The organism is Aestuariimicrobium sp. p3-SID1156 (assembly GCF_025144225.1).
GTDB lineage: Bacteria > Actinomycetota > Actinomycetes > Propionibacteriales > Propionibacteriaceae > Aestuariimicrobium.
In genome coordinates, this window is the sequence record NZ_JALXXB010000001.1 from 105,288 (window position 1) to 119,682 (window position 14,395).

Sequence of the window (14,395 nt, forward strand, 5' to 3'; positions counted from 1 at the left end):
CACTGGAAGACTCTAGCGGACGCAGCCGGTTGCACTCAAATCGCACCCATCTCAGTCCTCGGCGAGGGTGACCTCCAGCCCACCGAGGACGGTGGCCGAGAGGTTGTAGAGGAAGCTGAACAGCGTCGCCAGGGCAGTGAACAGGACCACATCAGCCGCGGCGATCAGCGCGGTGTAGCCCAGGACGCGCGCGCCGGTGATGTAGCGACCCATGTCGAAGGACGACGGACTGTTGGGCGTCCCCATCAGGTCGTTCACGGTGGTGTTGATGGATTCGAAGGCACCTGAGGACTGCAGAACCATCCACAGCACCCACACCGCGACCAGACTCAGGATGCCGAAGGCGATCGAGAACATCAAAGCAGTCTTCATCACAGACCAGGGATCAATGCGGGCGATGCGCAACCGCGCCTTGCGGGTACGACGCGTGGGTGAGGCGCCGGTCGACGTCGCACCGGTCGAGCCGGTGGTGGCGCCCGACTTCGCGAGCATGCCGGACAGGCCGCTCTTCAGGGACCCACCGAACTTGGTGATCGCTGCCCCGGCAGCGGCACCAGCAGCCGCCGCCCTGGCGCCTGCGGACCCGGAGGTGGTGTCGACTTCCTGGGGCTCACTTGCCAGCGACGGGGCCTCGCGGGGGGCTGTGGGCACGTCGGTGCTGCGGGGACGGATCTGGGTGGCCTCCGAGTCTCCCCACTGAGCTCGCTGCTGGTGGTCCGCTCGCTGCGGTGCAGACGACTGAGAGACCGCCGACCGGGGAGCCGAGGCCGGAGACTGCCCCCCTGCCCAACCGCCCGAGTACTGCTCAGGGTTCTGGCGGTAGAGCGGCTGGTCGGAGGCCGACCGTGCGAATGGCGAAGCCTGGGGACCCTGCTGGCCCTGGGGGTTGTCACTCACCGTCGGTGCCCTCCTCTGCCCCCTCGGGGGCGTCATCCTCGATGACGTCGACGACCTCATCCTGCTCCACGGTACCGGCATCGACCCCGTTGGCAGCACTTGATCCGGCGGTGTCCGTGTCATTCTCGGCAGCGTCGGCCGCCGTGTCGGACACCTCCTCGTCCTTCTCCGGGTTGAGCGCGATGACCGAGACGGCGTCATCACCGCGAACGGAAACGAACTTCACGCCCATGGTGTCGCGCCCCGTGACCGAGACCTCGTCGACCGCCGATCGGGTCACCTGGCCGGAGTTGCGGATGGCAATGACCTCGTCGGATTCACTCACCACCAGACCGCCGACCAGGGAGCCGCGATCCTCATGCAGCTTCATGGCCTTGATGCCCAGGCCGCCGCGGCCCTGCTGGCGGTACTCACTGACCGGGCTGCGCTTGGCGAAGCCGCCGTCGGTGACAGTGAAGACGAATCGGTTGTCCTCGGGCATGTCCGCATCGATCACGGCCATCGACAGCAGTTCGTCGCCCTTGCGGAACTTCATGCCGGTCACCCCGGAGGTCGCACGACCCATCGGGCGCAGTTGCTCGTCGTCGGCGCTGAAGCGGATCGCCTGACCCTTCTTGCTGACCAAGAGGACGTCGTCCTGGGGACCGCAGATGTCGGCGCCGATCAGCTCGTCGTCCTCGTCGCGGAAGTTGATGGCGATGATCCCAGCCTGGCGCGGGGAGTCATACAGCGACAGGTCGGACTTCTTCACCAGGCCCTGGCGGGTGGCCAGCAGCAGGTAGGGAGCATCCTCGTAGCTGCGCAGGGTCAGCACCTGGGCGATGCGCTCATCCGGGAGGAAGGAGAGGAGCCCGGCCACGTGACCGCCCTTGGCGTCCCGGCCTGCTTCGGGCAGCTGCCAGACCTTGGTGCGGTAGACCCGACCCATCGTGGTGAAGAACAGGATCCAGTGGTGGTTCGACGTGGTGAACAGGTGCTGCACCTCGTCGTCGGCACGCAGGGACGCTCCGCGAACTCCCTTGCCACCACGCTTTTGCACACGGTACTGGTCGGTGCGGGTGCGCTTGGCGTAGCCGCCATGGGTGATGGTGACCACCATGTCGAAGTCGGGGATGAAGTCCTCTTCGCTGACGTCACCCTCGGCCGCGATGATCCTGGTACGGCGCTCGTCGCCATACTTGGCCACGATCTCGGCGAGCTCGTCACTGACGATCTGGCGGCGCCGGTCCTCGCGCTCGAGGATGTCCTTGAGGTCGGCGATGATCGCCTCGAGCTCTTCCAGGCGCTTGATGATCTTCTCGCGCTCCAGGGCGGCGAGGCGGCGCAGCTGCATGTCGAGGATCGCGTTGGCCTGGAGGTCGTCGATGCCGAGCAGGTCCTTCAGGCCCTCGCGCGCGATCTCGGTCGTCCGGGAGGCACGGATCAGCGCGATGACCTCGTCCAGCATGTCGAGGGCCTTGACCAGGCCGCGCTGGATGTGGGCGTCGGCCTCGGCCTTCTTCAGGCGGAAGGCGGTGCGGCGCTGGATGACCTCGAGCTGGTGGGTGATCCACTCGGAGATGAACTGGTCGAGTCGCAGCGTGCGGGGTACGCCGTCGACCAGGGCCAGCATGTTGCAGCCGAAGGTGTCCTGCAGCTGGGTGTGCTTGTAGAGGTTGTTCATCACCACGCGCGGCTGGGCGTCGCGCTTGAGGACGATGACCAGGCGCTGGCCGGTGCGCGCGGAGGAGTCGTCGCGCATGTCGGCGATGCCGTTGAGTTTGCCGGCGTTGACCAGGTCGGCGATCTTCTTGGCCAGGTTGTCCGGGTTGCACATGTAGGGCAGCTGGGTGACGACCAGCTGGGTGCGTCCGGACTTGTCCTCTTCAATGTCGATGACCGCACGCATGGTGACCAGACCGCGGCCGGTGCGGTAGGCGTCCTCGATGCCCTTGCGGCCCACGATGAGGGCACCGCCGGGGAAGTCGGGGCCCTTGACGCGCTCAATACAGGCCTCGAGGAGCTCGGACTCGCTGGCGTCCGGGTTCTGCAGCGCCCACTGGACAGCGTCGTTGACCTCACGCAGGTTGTGCGTGGGGATGTTGGTGGCCATGCCGACTGCGATGCCGGTGGAGCCGTTGACCAGCAGGTTGGGGAAGCGGGACGGCAGGACGACCGGCTCGGTCTCGCGGTTGTCGTAATTGGGCTGGAAGTCGACGGTGTCCTCTTCGATGTCGCGGACCATCTCCATGGCCAGCGGCGCCATCTTGCACTCGGTGTATCGCATGGCGGCGGCCGGATCGTTACCCGGGGAGCCGAAGTTGCCCTGACCCTGGATCAGCGGAGCTCGCATCGCCCACGGCTGGGCAAGGCGGACCATGGTGTCATAGATCGCGGAGTCGCCGTGGGGGTGGTAGAGACCCATCACCTCGCCGACGACGCGGGAGCACTTGTTCCACCCGCGGTCGGGGCGGTAGCCGCCGTCGAACATGGCATAGAGGACGCGGCGGTGCACGGGCTTCAGTCCGTCACGCACATCCGGGAGCGCGCGACCCACGATGACCGACATCGCGTAGTCGAGGTAGGAACTCTCGACTTCTGCCTGCAGGTCGCGCTGCTCGACGCTGCCCTTCTGGGGAGCTGTGATCTCGTCGACAGTCGATTCGGTGTCCACTGCACCGTCCTCGGGCTGGGTCGGGTCCATCGGCTCGTCAGGAGTGTCAGTCATGCGTCAGCAGCATCCTTGGTCAGGGCCCGGTTGAGGGCATGGAGGGCCTTGCGGCCAGCCCTGACAGTCTACCGTGGTGTCTCGTTACCCAAGGGCCATCCAGGGCCCGCCCTGTCCGAGCGCACATCCACAGTGGCACCAACTGGTTCAGGCCACAGTGGTCTGGATCAGATGTCGAGGAACCTCACGTCGCGAGCGTTCTTTTGGATGAAGTTGCGTCGGCTCTCCACGTCCTCCCCCATCAGGATCGAGAACATCTCGTCCGCTCGCACGGCATCCTCCAGGGTCACCTGGAGCAGGATTCGGTTCTCCGGGTCCATCGTGGTCTCCCACAGGTCGGAGGCATCCATCTCGCCCAGACCCTTGTACCGCTGGATCGGGTTCACCGTGGGCAGCTTCTTGCCCTCGGCCAGTCCGCGGTCACGCAGGGCATCACGCTCGGCATCGGAGTAGGCGAGCTCATGCGGGGAATTGGTCCAGCGCAGACGGAACAGCGGCGGCTGCGCCAGGTACACGTGCCCGGCATCGATGAGCGGCTTCATGAAACGGAACAACAGCGTCAGCAGCAGCGTCCGGATGTGGGAGCCGTCGACGTCGGCGTCCGCCATCAGGATGACCTTGTGGTAGCGCAGCTTCTCGATGTCGAAGTCCTCGTGGACGCCGGTGCCGAGGGCGTTGATGATCGCCTCGACTTCCTGGTTCTGCAGGATGCGGTCGATGCGTGCCTTCTCGACGTTCAAGATCTTGCCGCGAATGGGCAGGATGGCTTGGGTGCGCGGGTTGCGTCCACCCTTGGCCGAACCGCCGGCGGAGTCGCCCTCCACGACGAAGACCTCGCACTCGACCGGATTGCGCGAGGAGCAGTCGGCCAACTTGCCGGGCAGGCCGCCGCCACCGAGCAGGCCCTTGCGGTTGCGTGCGATGTCGCGAGCCTTGCGGGCCGCCAGACGCGCCGCCGCCGCGGCCTGGGATTTGCGGACGATGTCCTTGCCCTCGGCGGGGTTGCGCTCGAACCAGTCGCCCAGGCGATCGTTCACGATGCGCTGGACGAAGCCACGCGCCTCGGTGTTGCCGAGCTTGGTCTTGGTCTGCCCCTCGAACTGCGGCTCGGCGAGCTTCACCGAGACGATGGCGGTCAGGCCTTCGCGGATGTCGTCACCGGAAACACGATCCTCGCGCTTCTTGATGAGTCCCCAGGTCTCGCCCCACTTGTTGATGGTGTTGGTCATCGCGGCGCGGAAGCCCTCGTCGTGGGTGCCGCCCTCATGGGTGTTGATGGTGTTGGCGAAGGTGTGCACCGAGGGGGTGAACGAGCTGTTCCACTGCATCGCGACCTCGACGCCGATGCCGTCCTCGGGGCGGTGGGCCTCCACAGCAATCACCGAGGGGTGAATGGCCTCCTTGGACGCATTGAGGTATTCCACGAAATCAATGAGTCCGCGATCGTACTTGTAGTGCACTTCCTCAGTGTCGTGGCCATCACGCAGGTCGACCAGGCTGATGGCCAGGCCCTTGTTCAGGAATGCCATTTCGCGGAAGCGGGTTGACAGCGTTTCGAAGGAGTATTCGGTGGTCTCGAAGATGTCCGGGCTGGCGAAGAAGGTGATGGTGGTGCCGGTGTCGTCGGTGGCCTCGAGCTGTTGCAGACCGCCTTGGGGGGTGCCGAGCTCGAACTCCTGGCGCCAGTGGTAGCCGTCGCGGAAAATGTCCGCGGTCATGGTGCTCGAGAGCGCGTTCACCACCGACGAACCCACGCCATGGAGACCGCCGGACACCTTGTAGCCGCCGTCGCCGAACTTGCCGCCGGCGTGCAGAACGGTGAGGACGAGAGTCACCGTGGGGATCTTCTCCACTGGGTGCTCCTTGACCGGGATGCCACGGCCATTGTCGACCACGCGCACCCCGCCGCCGTTCAGCAGCTCGACGCGGATCGTGTCGCAGTAGCCGGCCAGCGCCTCGTCCACGGAGTTGTCGACGATCTCATAGACCAGGTGATGCAAGCCGCGCTCACCGGTCGAACCGATGTACATGCCAGGTCGCTTGCGGACCGCCTCGAGACCCTCGAGGACGGTGATCTGGCTGGCGTCGTAGCTGTTGGCAGCGACGGAGCTGTCAGCGGAGCCCTCCATCGCCTCCAGGCGAGCGGTGACCTCCTCCTCGACCACGGCTTCCTGCTCGAGGATCTCCTCCTCCGTAGCCTCGACGTCATCGATGGACAGGGGCATGCCGGCGTCGCTCACCAAACGGTCCTCTCGTCATGCCGACCGCAAGGTGGCCAGCGTCTCCACTCTACCAAGTCAGCCGCTGCCACCCCTCAGCCGTAGGTGTCGCGAGGTCCCCTGCCACGGACCGATCGGATGCCATGCTTCCAGCTTGGTGCCTGGGGTCCGAGGACCACCACCCGCTTCACCGCGCCCTCTCCCAGCTCACTGTTGAGTTGGGCCACCAGGTTCGGGGCCAGCGACCTCAGGGAGGTCGCCCACGTCGTCGATTCAGTGCGAATCGTCAGCACACCGTCCTGATAGCTCTCCGGGTGGGAATGGTTCGCATTGACCGGCCCGACCAGGTCGCTCCAGCGCGCCAGCAGCGTGCGCAGGTTCACCTGCGTGGTCCATCCGCGCTCCCGAATCACCTTCCCCAGCACCGCGCCCACCCGCTGCGGGTCTCGCTCATCAGGCCGCGCCCCACTGAACTGGACGCCCTCAGGGCGCTGCGACCTCCGTCGTCGTGGTCCCTGACCGCTCACCCCGCGTGGGGGCGGAAGGGGCACCCCGGTGCCCGAGACGTCCGGGCTGCTGGCGGCGGTCTGGTGGGCGATGCTGGTGGCAAGTTCAATCCCCAGCGGGTCATGGGACGCCAGGAGTTCGGCGTCACGTGCGTCGTTGTCCACAGGGAGGGACTGCTCCCCCTCCTGTCGCCCAGTCCCGGGCCGCTCCATCATGGCTCTCCCTTGTCCAGAAGGTCTGTGGACAACTCAGATCCTGGGGACAACCCGTCTCCATCCACGGTGATCTCGCCAGCCCTGACGCGGAAACGGCAACCGCCGAGTTGCTCGGGGACGTCGGCCCCCACGGCGGCGGTGATCAGCACCTGTTCAGCATCGACGATGGCCCGGGCCAATCGCTCTCGGCGAGTGACGTCCAGTTCGGCGAAAACGTCATCGAGGATCAGAACCGGTTCGATGCCGTCATCCCGCACGAGCGCGAAGGCGCCCAGCTTGAGGGACAACGCCAGGGACCAGCATTCGCCGTGGCTGGCATATCCCTTTGCGGGCAGGCCGCCGATCTGCAGCACGATGTCGTCTCGGTGTGGTCCGACCAGGGAGACGCCGCGCGCCATTTCGTCCTTGCGCCGCTCCCCCATGGCCGCCTTGAGGCGGGCAGCGAGCACTTCGCGCGTGACGGGCTGGTCGTCGGCCTCCGGCTCGAGGTTGAGCGTGGTCTGGTAGCTGGCCCGCACCTCGTTGTTGGTGGGAGCGATGTCGGCGTACGACGTGGAGGTGTGGGGCATCAAGTCCGCGAGCGTGTCCAGTCGTGCCAGCAGCAGCTCGGCGCCGACCTGACTGACCTGGTCATCAAATACCTCGAGGGTGAACAGGGCATCCTCATCCACGGGTTTGGCCCCACGAGCCGCCAACTGCTTGAGCAGGCTGTTGCGCTGGCGCAGCAACCGGTCGTAGTCGGCCTTCACCCCCGCCATCCGGGGCCAGCGGGTGATCACCACCAGGTCGATGAAGCGACGACGGTCCGAGGGGTCACCCTTCACGATCGTCAGGTCCTCGGGTGAGAACAACACCGTTCGCAGCACTCCGAGGAGATCACGCGCCCGGGGCTGGGGGTTCTTGTTGATCCTGCCCCGGTTGGACTTGCCCGGGTTGATCTCCAGTTCCAACAACAGGGTTCGGGCGTCCTCACGACCAGCCCGCACCCGAGCGCGGGCTATGGCCTGCTCGGCCCCGGCGCGGACCAGTGGGGCGTCCGTGCTGACCCGGTGGCTGGAGAGCGTCGACAGGTATTCGACGGCCTCGACCAGGTTGGTCTTGCCCTGGCCGTTCTGGCCGACGAAGACGTTCACACCGGCCTGTAGGGGGACCTCCGCGCTGCGATAGCAGCGGAAATCGCTCAGGCTCAGGTGCTCGACATACACCCCACCACCCTACTGGGAGGGCCTACTTCTCGACCTCGTCCCCGATGCCCGGCCGAATGCGCGACGTGTCATCCTCGGGCAGCACGCGGTGACCACCGAATTCGTTGCGGAGCGCGGCGATCATCTTCATCGCCGGTGAACCCTCCTGGCGAGAGACAAAGCGCGCGAACAGGGCGGCGCTGATCGCCGGCACCGGAACGGCGAGGTCGATGGCTGACTGCACGGTCCAGCGTCCCTCACCGGAATCCTCGGCGTAGGCCTTGATGTCGCTGAGGTCCTCATCCTTCTCGAGGGCCTGGACGAGCAGGTCCAACAGCCAGGAGCGGATGACGGTGCCCTCCTTCCAGGACTTGAAGACTCCGGGCACATCGTCGATTTCGCCGGCCGCTGTCAGCAGCTCCCAGCCCTCGGCGTAGGACTGCATGATCGCGTACTCGATGCCGTTGTGAACCATCTTGGCGTAATGCCCGGCCCCGTGCGTCCCGGCGTGGACGAAGCCGTAGTTGCCCTCGGGTTTGAGCGCCTGGAAGATCGGCAGGCAGTACTCGACGTCGACCTTGTCCCCGCCGACCATCAGCGCGTAGCCGAGTTCCTTGCCCCAGACGCCGCCGGAGACACCCACGTCGAGGTAGTGGATGCCCTGGGGCGCCAGCTCCTCGGCGTGACGCTTGTCATCAACCCACTTGGAGTTGCCACCGTCGATGATGATGTCGCCCTCGCGCAGTGAACCGCTCAGCTCGGCGAGCACCGAGTCGACCGCCTGGACAGGGACCATGATCCACACCACACGCGGTGTGTCCTCAGGCAGCTGGGCCACCATGTTGGCCAGGTCGGTGGAGTCGGACAGCTCCTGGTTGCGGTCGTAGCCGACCACGGTCAGCCCGGCGCTGCGCAGGCGGTCGCGCATGTTGCCGCCCATCTTGCCCAGACCCACCAAGCCCAGCGAGAACGAGCCCTCCATCGCACAATCCCTTCGCCCCGGACGCTGTGCTGCGTCCACCGTGAATCACGCTAGTCGCTGCCCGCGCGCTGGGCTGGGGATGGAGACAGTTGACCGAACTCGATCAGTTCGGCAGGCGCATCAGCATGATGACGTGCTTGTAGTCGCTGTGGGGCTCGCCATCGATGGAGTCCAAGCCGGTCACCAGACAGGGTTTGCCGGGCGCGGTGAAGGAGAAGTGTACGAAGGGGGCGTCGACGGCCGAGAGGGCGTCGGAGAGGTAGTGCGGGTTGAAACCGGCCGCGGTGATCGCGAGCTCTCCCCCGGCGTGGTTCTCCACCGAGGCCTCAATGGCTTCGGAGGCCTGGGCCTGGTCGCCGGTGGCAGCCTCCAGCGCGATCTGGCCCTCACCGATGATCATGCGCAGCGGGGTGTTGCGCTCAGCGACCAGGGCGACGCGCTTGACCGAAGCCTGGATCTCCGAGGTGTTGGCGCGGACGCTGACGGTCGGCTGGATGTTCATCAGGTGGCGGACCTTGGGGAATTCCCCATCCAGCAGACGGGTGGTGATCTCGCGGGTGCCGCCGCTGCCGGAGCCCTCGAAGCCGATCAGGCCGTCGCCCACCGAACCCGAGGACAGGCTCATGGTGACTTTCTCACCGATGGTCATGGACTTGGCGGTCTCGTTGAGCACCTTGGCCGGCACCAGGGCAGCCCCGGACGCAGTCGTGCTGGCCGGGCTCCAGTTCAATTCCTTGAGCGCCATGCGATAGCGGTCGGTTGCCAGCAGGCTGAGGGTCTCGCCCTCAATCTCCAGGCGGACACCAGTGAACACGGGCAGCAGTTCGTCGCGTCCAGCGGCCACGACCACCTGGGCGACGGCCTTGGCGAAATCGTTGGACTCCACCGTGCCGGTGGCGGCCGGCATCTCGGGGAGATTCGGGTAGTCCTGGACCGGCAGGGTCTGCAAGGTGAAGCGCGCCGACCCACAGACCAGCTCGGCTTTGTTCTCATCGCTGGTGAGCTCGACCGGCTTGTTGGGCAGGGAGCGGGAGATGTCGGCGAGCAACTTGCCCGAGACCAGGGCCTCACCCTCGTCGACGACGGTGGCCGGAACCTCGATTTGCGCCGAGGTCTCGTAGTCGAAGCTCGACATCGTCACCCCGGTATCGGAGGCCTTGATGAGCAGGCCGGCCAGGATCGGCACGGAAGGACGCGTCGGCAGGCTGCGAGCAGCCCAGGCAACGGCTTCGGCCATGATGTCGCGGTCGAGGCGGATCTTCACTCGGGTCCCCTTTGGATGGAGGCGTGCGCACTGGAGCGTCGAACCCACGACAACGTCGGGCTTGACGGCAGAGTGATCATATCGCGGGCCCTGTCATTTGCGACTCGCCTGTGGATGGCGGCTCGAGGGTTGTGGCTGACCTTCCGAATCCCCAATCCACACATCCCCACCCGCAGACTTGGGACTCCCGGTTGATGGATGTCTTTCAGTAGTGGTGGTCACACCTGTGGATTCTGTGGAGAACGCCTGTCTCCCCTAGCGATACGCGAGTTGAGCATGTCCACGGGGGTTGTGGACAACAGTTGATGGAGGGGGGTGGCCTGTGGACCGGGTCCTGGATGTGCATTCCTGTCCCGGCGTCATCCACAGGTTGTCCACCATCGGGGGATGGTTTCTCACATGCCTCTCAGGGTGTGCTTCATGGCCGCGCGGAGTTCCTTGATGGACCACACAGGCTTGCCCGACGGCTGTCAGATCTGCGCGGCCCCGGCAAAGGCAGGCAGTACGTGCGGGTAAGGAGCAAAGGGGGGAAAGAGAAGGGGCGCGCGATCAGCGACCGTTGGCTTCCTGCTTGATGCGGTTTGTCAGCTCGGTCACCTGGTTGAAAACGCTGCGGCGCTCCCCCATCAGGTTGCGGATCTTGCGATCAGCGTGCATGACGGTGGTGTGGTCCTTGCCGCCGAACTGCTGGCCGATCTTGGGCAGTGAGAGTTCGGTGAGCTCCCGGCACAGGTACATCGCGATCTGGCGTGCCGTCACCAGGACATGCGTCCTGGAGGTACCGGTGAGCTCCTCGACGGTGATGCCGAAGTAGTCCGCCGTGGTACGGATGATCAGTCCCGACTCGACTGGCGTGTCCCCGCCCTCGGGCATGAGGTCCTTGAGTACCAGCTCTGCTGCCTCCAGATCGACCGACTTGCGGTTCAGGCTCGCGAAAGCGGTGACGCGGATCAGCGCGCCCTCCAACTCACGGATGTTGGTCTGAATGCGGCTGGCGATGAACTCCAGGACCTCGGCATCCACGCTCAGTCCGTCCGCGGTCGCCTTCTTCTTCAGGATGGCGATGCGGGTCTCCAGGTCCGGCGGCTGGATGTCGGTGATCAGTCCCCACTCGAAGCGGCTGCGCAGTCGCGGCTCGAGAGCCTCCAATGCCTTGGGCGGGCGATCGGAGGTCATCACGATCTGCTTCTGGGCATTGTGCAATGTGTTGAAGGTGTGGAAGAACTCCTCCTGGGTCTGGATCTTGGACTCCAGGAACTGGATGTCGTCGATCAGCAGCACGTCCACGTCGCGGTAGGTGCGGCGGAAGGAGGCGGTGCGGTTCTCCGAGATGGCGTTGATGAACTCGTTGGTGAGTTCTTCGGTCGAGACGTATTTCACCCGCAGCCGGGTGTAGAAATTGCGCACGTAGTGGCCCAGCGCATGCAGCAGGTGGGTCTTGCCCAGCCCGGAGTCGCCGTAGATCATCAGCGGGTTGTAGGACTTCCCCGGTGCCTCGGCCACCGCGACCGCCGCAGCATGCGCGAATCGATTCGACGGACCGATGACGAAGGTCTCGAAGGTGTACTTGGGATTGAGGCGGCTGCCGTCGAGTTCGGTGATCTGCATGCGGGCCGTCGGGTCCATCGCCTCGGACGCCGGGGAGTTGGGGCCCTCGACCGGCTCCTCCTCCGTCTTTGGCTCTGGCGCCTCGAGGTTCAGCTCCAGATCGGGCTCGATCGTGATGGCCAATCGCATCGGCTTGTGGAAGATGTCGGAGAGCGACTCCTCCAGCTGGTTGCGCAGACGGGACTCGATGCGCTCGCGGGTGAACTCATTGGGCACCGCGACCATGACGGTCGATTCGTGGACGGTCAGCGGCTTGGTGCTCTGTAGCCAGGCGCGGCTGGGAGCGTCCACCTTCCTCAGGATCGAGGACCAGGCATCGGACAAGGACACAGTCGACTCACCGGGGTGCTCCCAGGGTTGTGACTGGCTCATGCGTGGTCTTCCTCCGCTCCCGGACTCGTCAGTGACTGCGTGAGCGACTAGTTTTCCACAGAATCGTCCACAGTGGATGAGGGTGTGGAAAACCCGATGGCCGGGCCGCCCACCACAGTGGCGCTCACCACGTCGTGCTCGCGTTCGACTGCCCAGAACGGTAGTGGTGCCCCCGCCCCTACGCAACCGCTGGGTCAGGGAATTCGATGGTGACCGGCGTGTCGGCTGGACTACACTAATGTAGTTCGTCGGCGTTGGTGATCTGGTGATCCTCGGTTTGCCCTCGCGTGGCAGCATTGCGTATCGTTGACCAGTCGCCGCCTTGCGGTGACCACTTTCCCGCGCCCTGCGGGAGTCCGACATCGGACAGCCCGCGAGGGCCCACCACGAACGACCACGACGGAGAAATGCCGTGACCAAGCGCACTTTCCAGCCCAGCAACCGGCGCCGCAGCCGCACCCACGGTTTCCGTGCCCGCATGCGCACCCGCGCCGGCCGCAGCATCCTTTCGGCTCGCCGCCGCAAGGGTCGCGCAGAGCTGTCGGCCTGACGAACAGGCGATGCTGCCCCGGGCTTCCCGGCTGCGGTCCTCGGCCGATTTCCGCGCCACGACTCGCCAGGGAGTCCGGGTGGGGCGTCCCACCCTCGTCGTGCACGCACGGCTCCTGTCCCACAGCCCCCCGGCCGCCGAGTCGACCCGGGTGGGCTTTGTTGTGTCCAAAGCAGTCGGCAATGCCGTCACCCGCAATCAAGTCAAGCGTCGGCTGCGGCATCTGGTCGCGCCGATGATCCCTAGTTTTCCACAGGATGTCCACATGGTCATCCGTGCCCTCCCCGCCGCCGCGCTTGAGCCCGAGCGTGTGGCCGATGACCTCGCCGGTGCGGTCTCGTCCTGCCTGAAGCGGCTCGGCACCCCCCAGCCGGGCGCGGGGAGCCCGGCATGAGGTTCCGTCCGCTGACCTGGCTGATGATTGGTTTCGTCCGGGTCTGGCGCGCGGTCATCTCGCCCCTGTACGGGGACGTCTGCAAGTATTACCCCAGCTGTTCGGCCTACGGCTTGAAAGCCCTCCAGACCCACGGAGCGTTCCGCGGGTCCGCCCTCACCATCTGGCGGATTCTGCGTTGCAACCCCTGGTCGGGTGGTGGCTTCGACCCGGTCCCGGGCACCCACCAGACCTGCCCGGACGGCCATGCCGGGACCACACCCAACCACGAGGTGAGCAGTGATTCCTGACCTGTTGTTCGCTGTGCCCATGGAGGGCGGATTCCGCGGGGTCATCTCCGCCATGATCCAGCCGCTCTACTGGGCGGTGTCGGGTCTTCTGACCCTTTTCCACAAGCTGTGGACCCCTGTCTTCGGCTATGACGCCGGCGCCACCTGGGTGCTGTCCATCATCTGCCTGGTGATCGTCATCCGAACCGCGCTCATCCCGCTGTTCGTCAAGCAGATCAATGCCTCCCGCAACATGCAGCTGGTCCAGCCCCGACTGCGTGCCCTTCAGGAGAAGTACGGTCACGACCGCGAGCGGCTGGGCATCGAGACCCAGAAGCTCATGCAGGAGGAGGGCGTCAACCCCGCCGCCTCCTGCCTGCCGATCCTGCTCCAGATGCCCATCTTCCTGGCCCTGTTCCGCGTGCTCGACGGCGCCGCCCGCGGTATCCCTCGGGGATCCTTCTTCCGCAATGACCGTGAGCTGATGCATTCGCTGCAGCATGCGGACTTCTTCGGCGCCAAGCTCGCCGGCCGCTTCCTGCCATTCACCGACGGCTTCGGGCCCACCCAGATGATGTCGCTGGTGCTCATCATCGGCATGACCGTGGTGTTGTTCATCACCCAGTTGCAGCTGATGCGCAAGAATATGCCGCCGGAGGCCCTCACCGGTCCCATGGCCCAGCAGCAGAAGATGATGCTGTACATCTTCCCCGTCTTCTACGCCTTCACCGGTGTGATGATCCCGATCGGTGTACTCCTCTACTGGTTCGTCACCAACGTGTGGACCCTGGGCCAGCAGTACGTCCTCATCCACAACAACCCCACGCCGAACACACCTGCCCACGTGGACTGGCAGGAGCGCATGCGCGCCAAGGGCCTCGACCCCGATGAGATCGAGCGCAAGAAGCGCGAGAAGCTGCGCCGGGGCCGCCGCCCCTCCCCCACCACCACTGCGACGGCCACGGAGGCGGAGGGTGGGGCGGCCGCCAAGCCCACCGTCGCCCGCCAGAACCGCTCCGGCGCCACCCGCAGCACCGTCCGCACGGACGCCACCGGCACCAAGCAGGTCGTTTCGCGTCAACAGCCCGTGCGGCAGACGCGCTCGGCACGCAAGAAGAAGTAGAACCACCCCACCAGACGCCGGTGAACCAGCTGCCCCTGACGCCTGGCTCACGGCGTCCCAGTGACACAGACCCTGGGCCCAATCGAAGCAGGCCCCTGACGAGG

The 14,395-nt window shown here is 65.7% G+C and carries 11 protein-coding genes and 1 pseudogene; 4 read left to right on the forward strand and 8 right to left on the reverse strand.

Going from position 1 to position 14,395, the window contains the following annotated elements; translation table 11 throughout:
• Window positions 1–51: 51 nt before the first annotated feature.
• From M3G03_RS00480 to dnaA, 8 genes are all read right to left on the reverse strand, one after another.
• A complete protein-coding gene (locus M3G03_RS00480) occupies window positions 52–897 on the reverse strand; it encodes a DUF3566 domain-containing protein (protein WP_259807295.1) in 846 nt (281 codons plus the stop codon).
• Window positions 890–3,604 (reverse strand): DNA gyrase subunit A, encoded by a 2,715-nt coding sequence (gyrA, locus tag M3G03_RS00485; RefSeq protein WP_259807297.1) that lies wholly within the window; start codon window positions 3,602–3,604, stop codon window positions 890–892. Before gyrA ends, M3G03_RS00480 begins: the two co-directional genes overlap by 8 nt.
• A 167-nt stretch (window positions 3,605–3,771) precedes the next feature.
• Entirely contained in the window at window positions 3,772–5,829 is a 2,058-nt protein-coding gene (gyrB, locus tag M3G03_RS00490; protein WP_311197449.1) for a DNA topoisomerase (ATP-hydrolyzing) subunit B, read from the reverse strand.
• Window positions 5,830–5,918: 89 nt separating this feature from the next.
• The gene (locus M3G03_RS00495) at window positions 5,919–6,542 is read right to left on the reverse strand and encodes a DUF721 domain-containing protein (protein WP_396121853.1); all 624 of its coding nucleotides are present in this window, start codon (window positions 6,540–6,542) and stop codon (window positions 5,919–5,921) included.
• Complete coding sequence (gene recF, locus M3G03_RS00500; protein ID WP_259807300.1) at window positions 6,542–7,750, reverse strand: DNA replication/repair protein RecF; 1,209 nt, start codon at window positions 7,748–7,750, stop codon at window positions 6,542–6,544. Before recF ends, M3G03_RS00495 begins: the two co-directional genes overlap by 1 nt.
• A 22-nt stretch (window positions 7,751–7,772) precedes the next feature.
• Entirely contained in the window at window positions 7,773–8,711 is a 939-nt protein-coding gene (gene gnd, locus M3G03_RS00505) for a phosphogluconate dehydrogenase (NAD(+)-dependent, decarboxylating) (protein ID WP_259807301.1), read from the reverse strand.
• A 103-nt stretch (window positions 8,712–8,814) separates the two neighbouring features.
• Window positions 8,815–9,975, reverse strand: coding sequence for a DNA polymerase III subunit beta (gene dnaN / locus M3G03_RS00510; RefSeq protein ID WP_259807302.1), 1,161 nt, complete (start codon window positions 9,973–9,975; stop codon window positions 8,815–8,817).
• Window positions 9,976–10,524: 549 nt separating this feature from the next.
• Window positions 10,525–11,955 carry a chromosomal replication initiator protein DnaA gene (gene dnaA, locus M3G03_RS00515; RefSeq protein ID WP_259807304.1) on the reverse strand — a complete coding sequence of 477 codons (1,431 nt, stop codon included), beginning with the start codon at window positions 11,953–11,955 and terminating at the stop codon, window positions 10,525–10,527.
• A 412-nt stretch (window positions 11,956–12,367) separates the two neighbouring features.
• On the opposite strand from dnaA, the gene rpmH reads away from it, so the two are divergent.
• The 4 genes and pseudogenes from rpmH to yidC all read left to right on the forward strand — a co-directional run bounded on the left by rpmH (window position 12,368) and on the right by yidC (window position 14,291).
• On the forward strand, window positions 12,368–12,505 hold the full coding sequence (rpmH, locus tag M3G03_RS00520; protein WP_259807306.1) for a 50S ribosomal protein L34: 138 nt from the start codon (window positions 12,368–12,370) through the stop codon (window positions 12,503–12,505).
• Between the two features lie 10 nt (window positions 12,506–12,515).
• Window positions 12,516–12,899, forward strand: coding sequence for a ribonuclease P protein component (rnpA, locus tag M3G03_RS00525; protein WP_259807308.1), 384 nt, complete (start codon window positions 12,516–12,518; stop codon window positions 12,897–12,899).
• Window positions 12,896–13,123 (forward strand): annotated as a pseudogene (yidD, locus tag M3G03_RS00530) (membrane protein insertion efficiency factor YidD); the annotation flags it as partial. The gene rnpA and the pseudogene yidD, both read left to right, overlap by 4 nt.
• 85 nt (window positions 13,124–13,208) lie before the next feature.
• Window positions 13,209–14,291: a membrane protein insertase YidC gene (gene yidC / locus M3G03_RS00535; protein ID WP_259807310.1), complete on the forward strand. Its 1,083-nt coding sequence runs from the start codon at window positions 13,209–13,211 to the stop codon at window positions 14,289–14,291.
• Window positions 14,292–14,395: the final 104 nt, after the last annotated feature.

What these genes read in the sequence shown, in the direction of transcription:
- dnaA (WP_259807304.1), bottom strand. Translation starts at nt 11,955, where the DNA reads ATGAGCCAGTCACAACCCTGGGAGCACCCCGGTGAGTCGACTGTGTCC.
- M3G03_RS00495 (WP_396121853.1), bottom strand. Translation starts at nt 6,542, where the DNA reads ATGGAGCGGCCCGGGACTGGGCGACAGGAGGGGGAGCAGTCCCTCCCT.
- gyrB (WP_311197449.1), bottom strand. Translation starts at nt 5,829, where the DNA reads ATGCCCCTGTCCATCGATGACGTCGAGGCTACGGAGGAGGAGATCCTC.
- rnpA (WP_259807308.1), top strand. Translation starts at nt 12,516, where the DNA reads ATGCTGCCCCGGGCTTCCCGGCTGCGGTCCTCGGCCGATTTCCGCGCC.
- gyrA (WP_259807297.1), bottom strand. Translation starts at nt 3,604, where the DNA reads ATGACTGACACTCCTGACGAGCCGATGGACCCGACCCAGCCCGAGGAC.
- yidC (WP_259807310.1), top strand. Translation starts at nt 13,209, where the DNA reads ATGGAGGGCGGATTCCGCGGGGTCATCTCCGCCATGATCCAGCCGCTC.
- gnd (WP_259807301.1), bottom strand. Translation starts at nt 8,711, where the DNA reads ATGGAGGGCTCGTTCTCGCTGGGCTTGGTGGGTCTGGGCAAGATGGGC.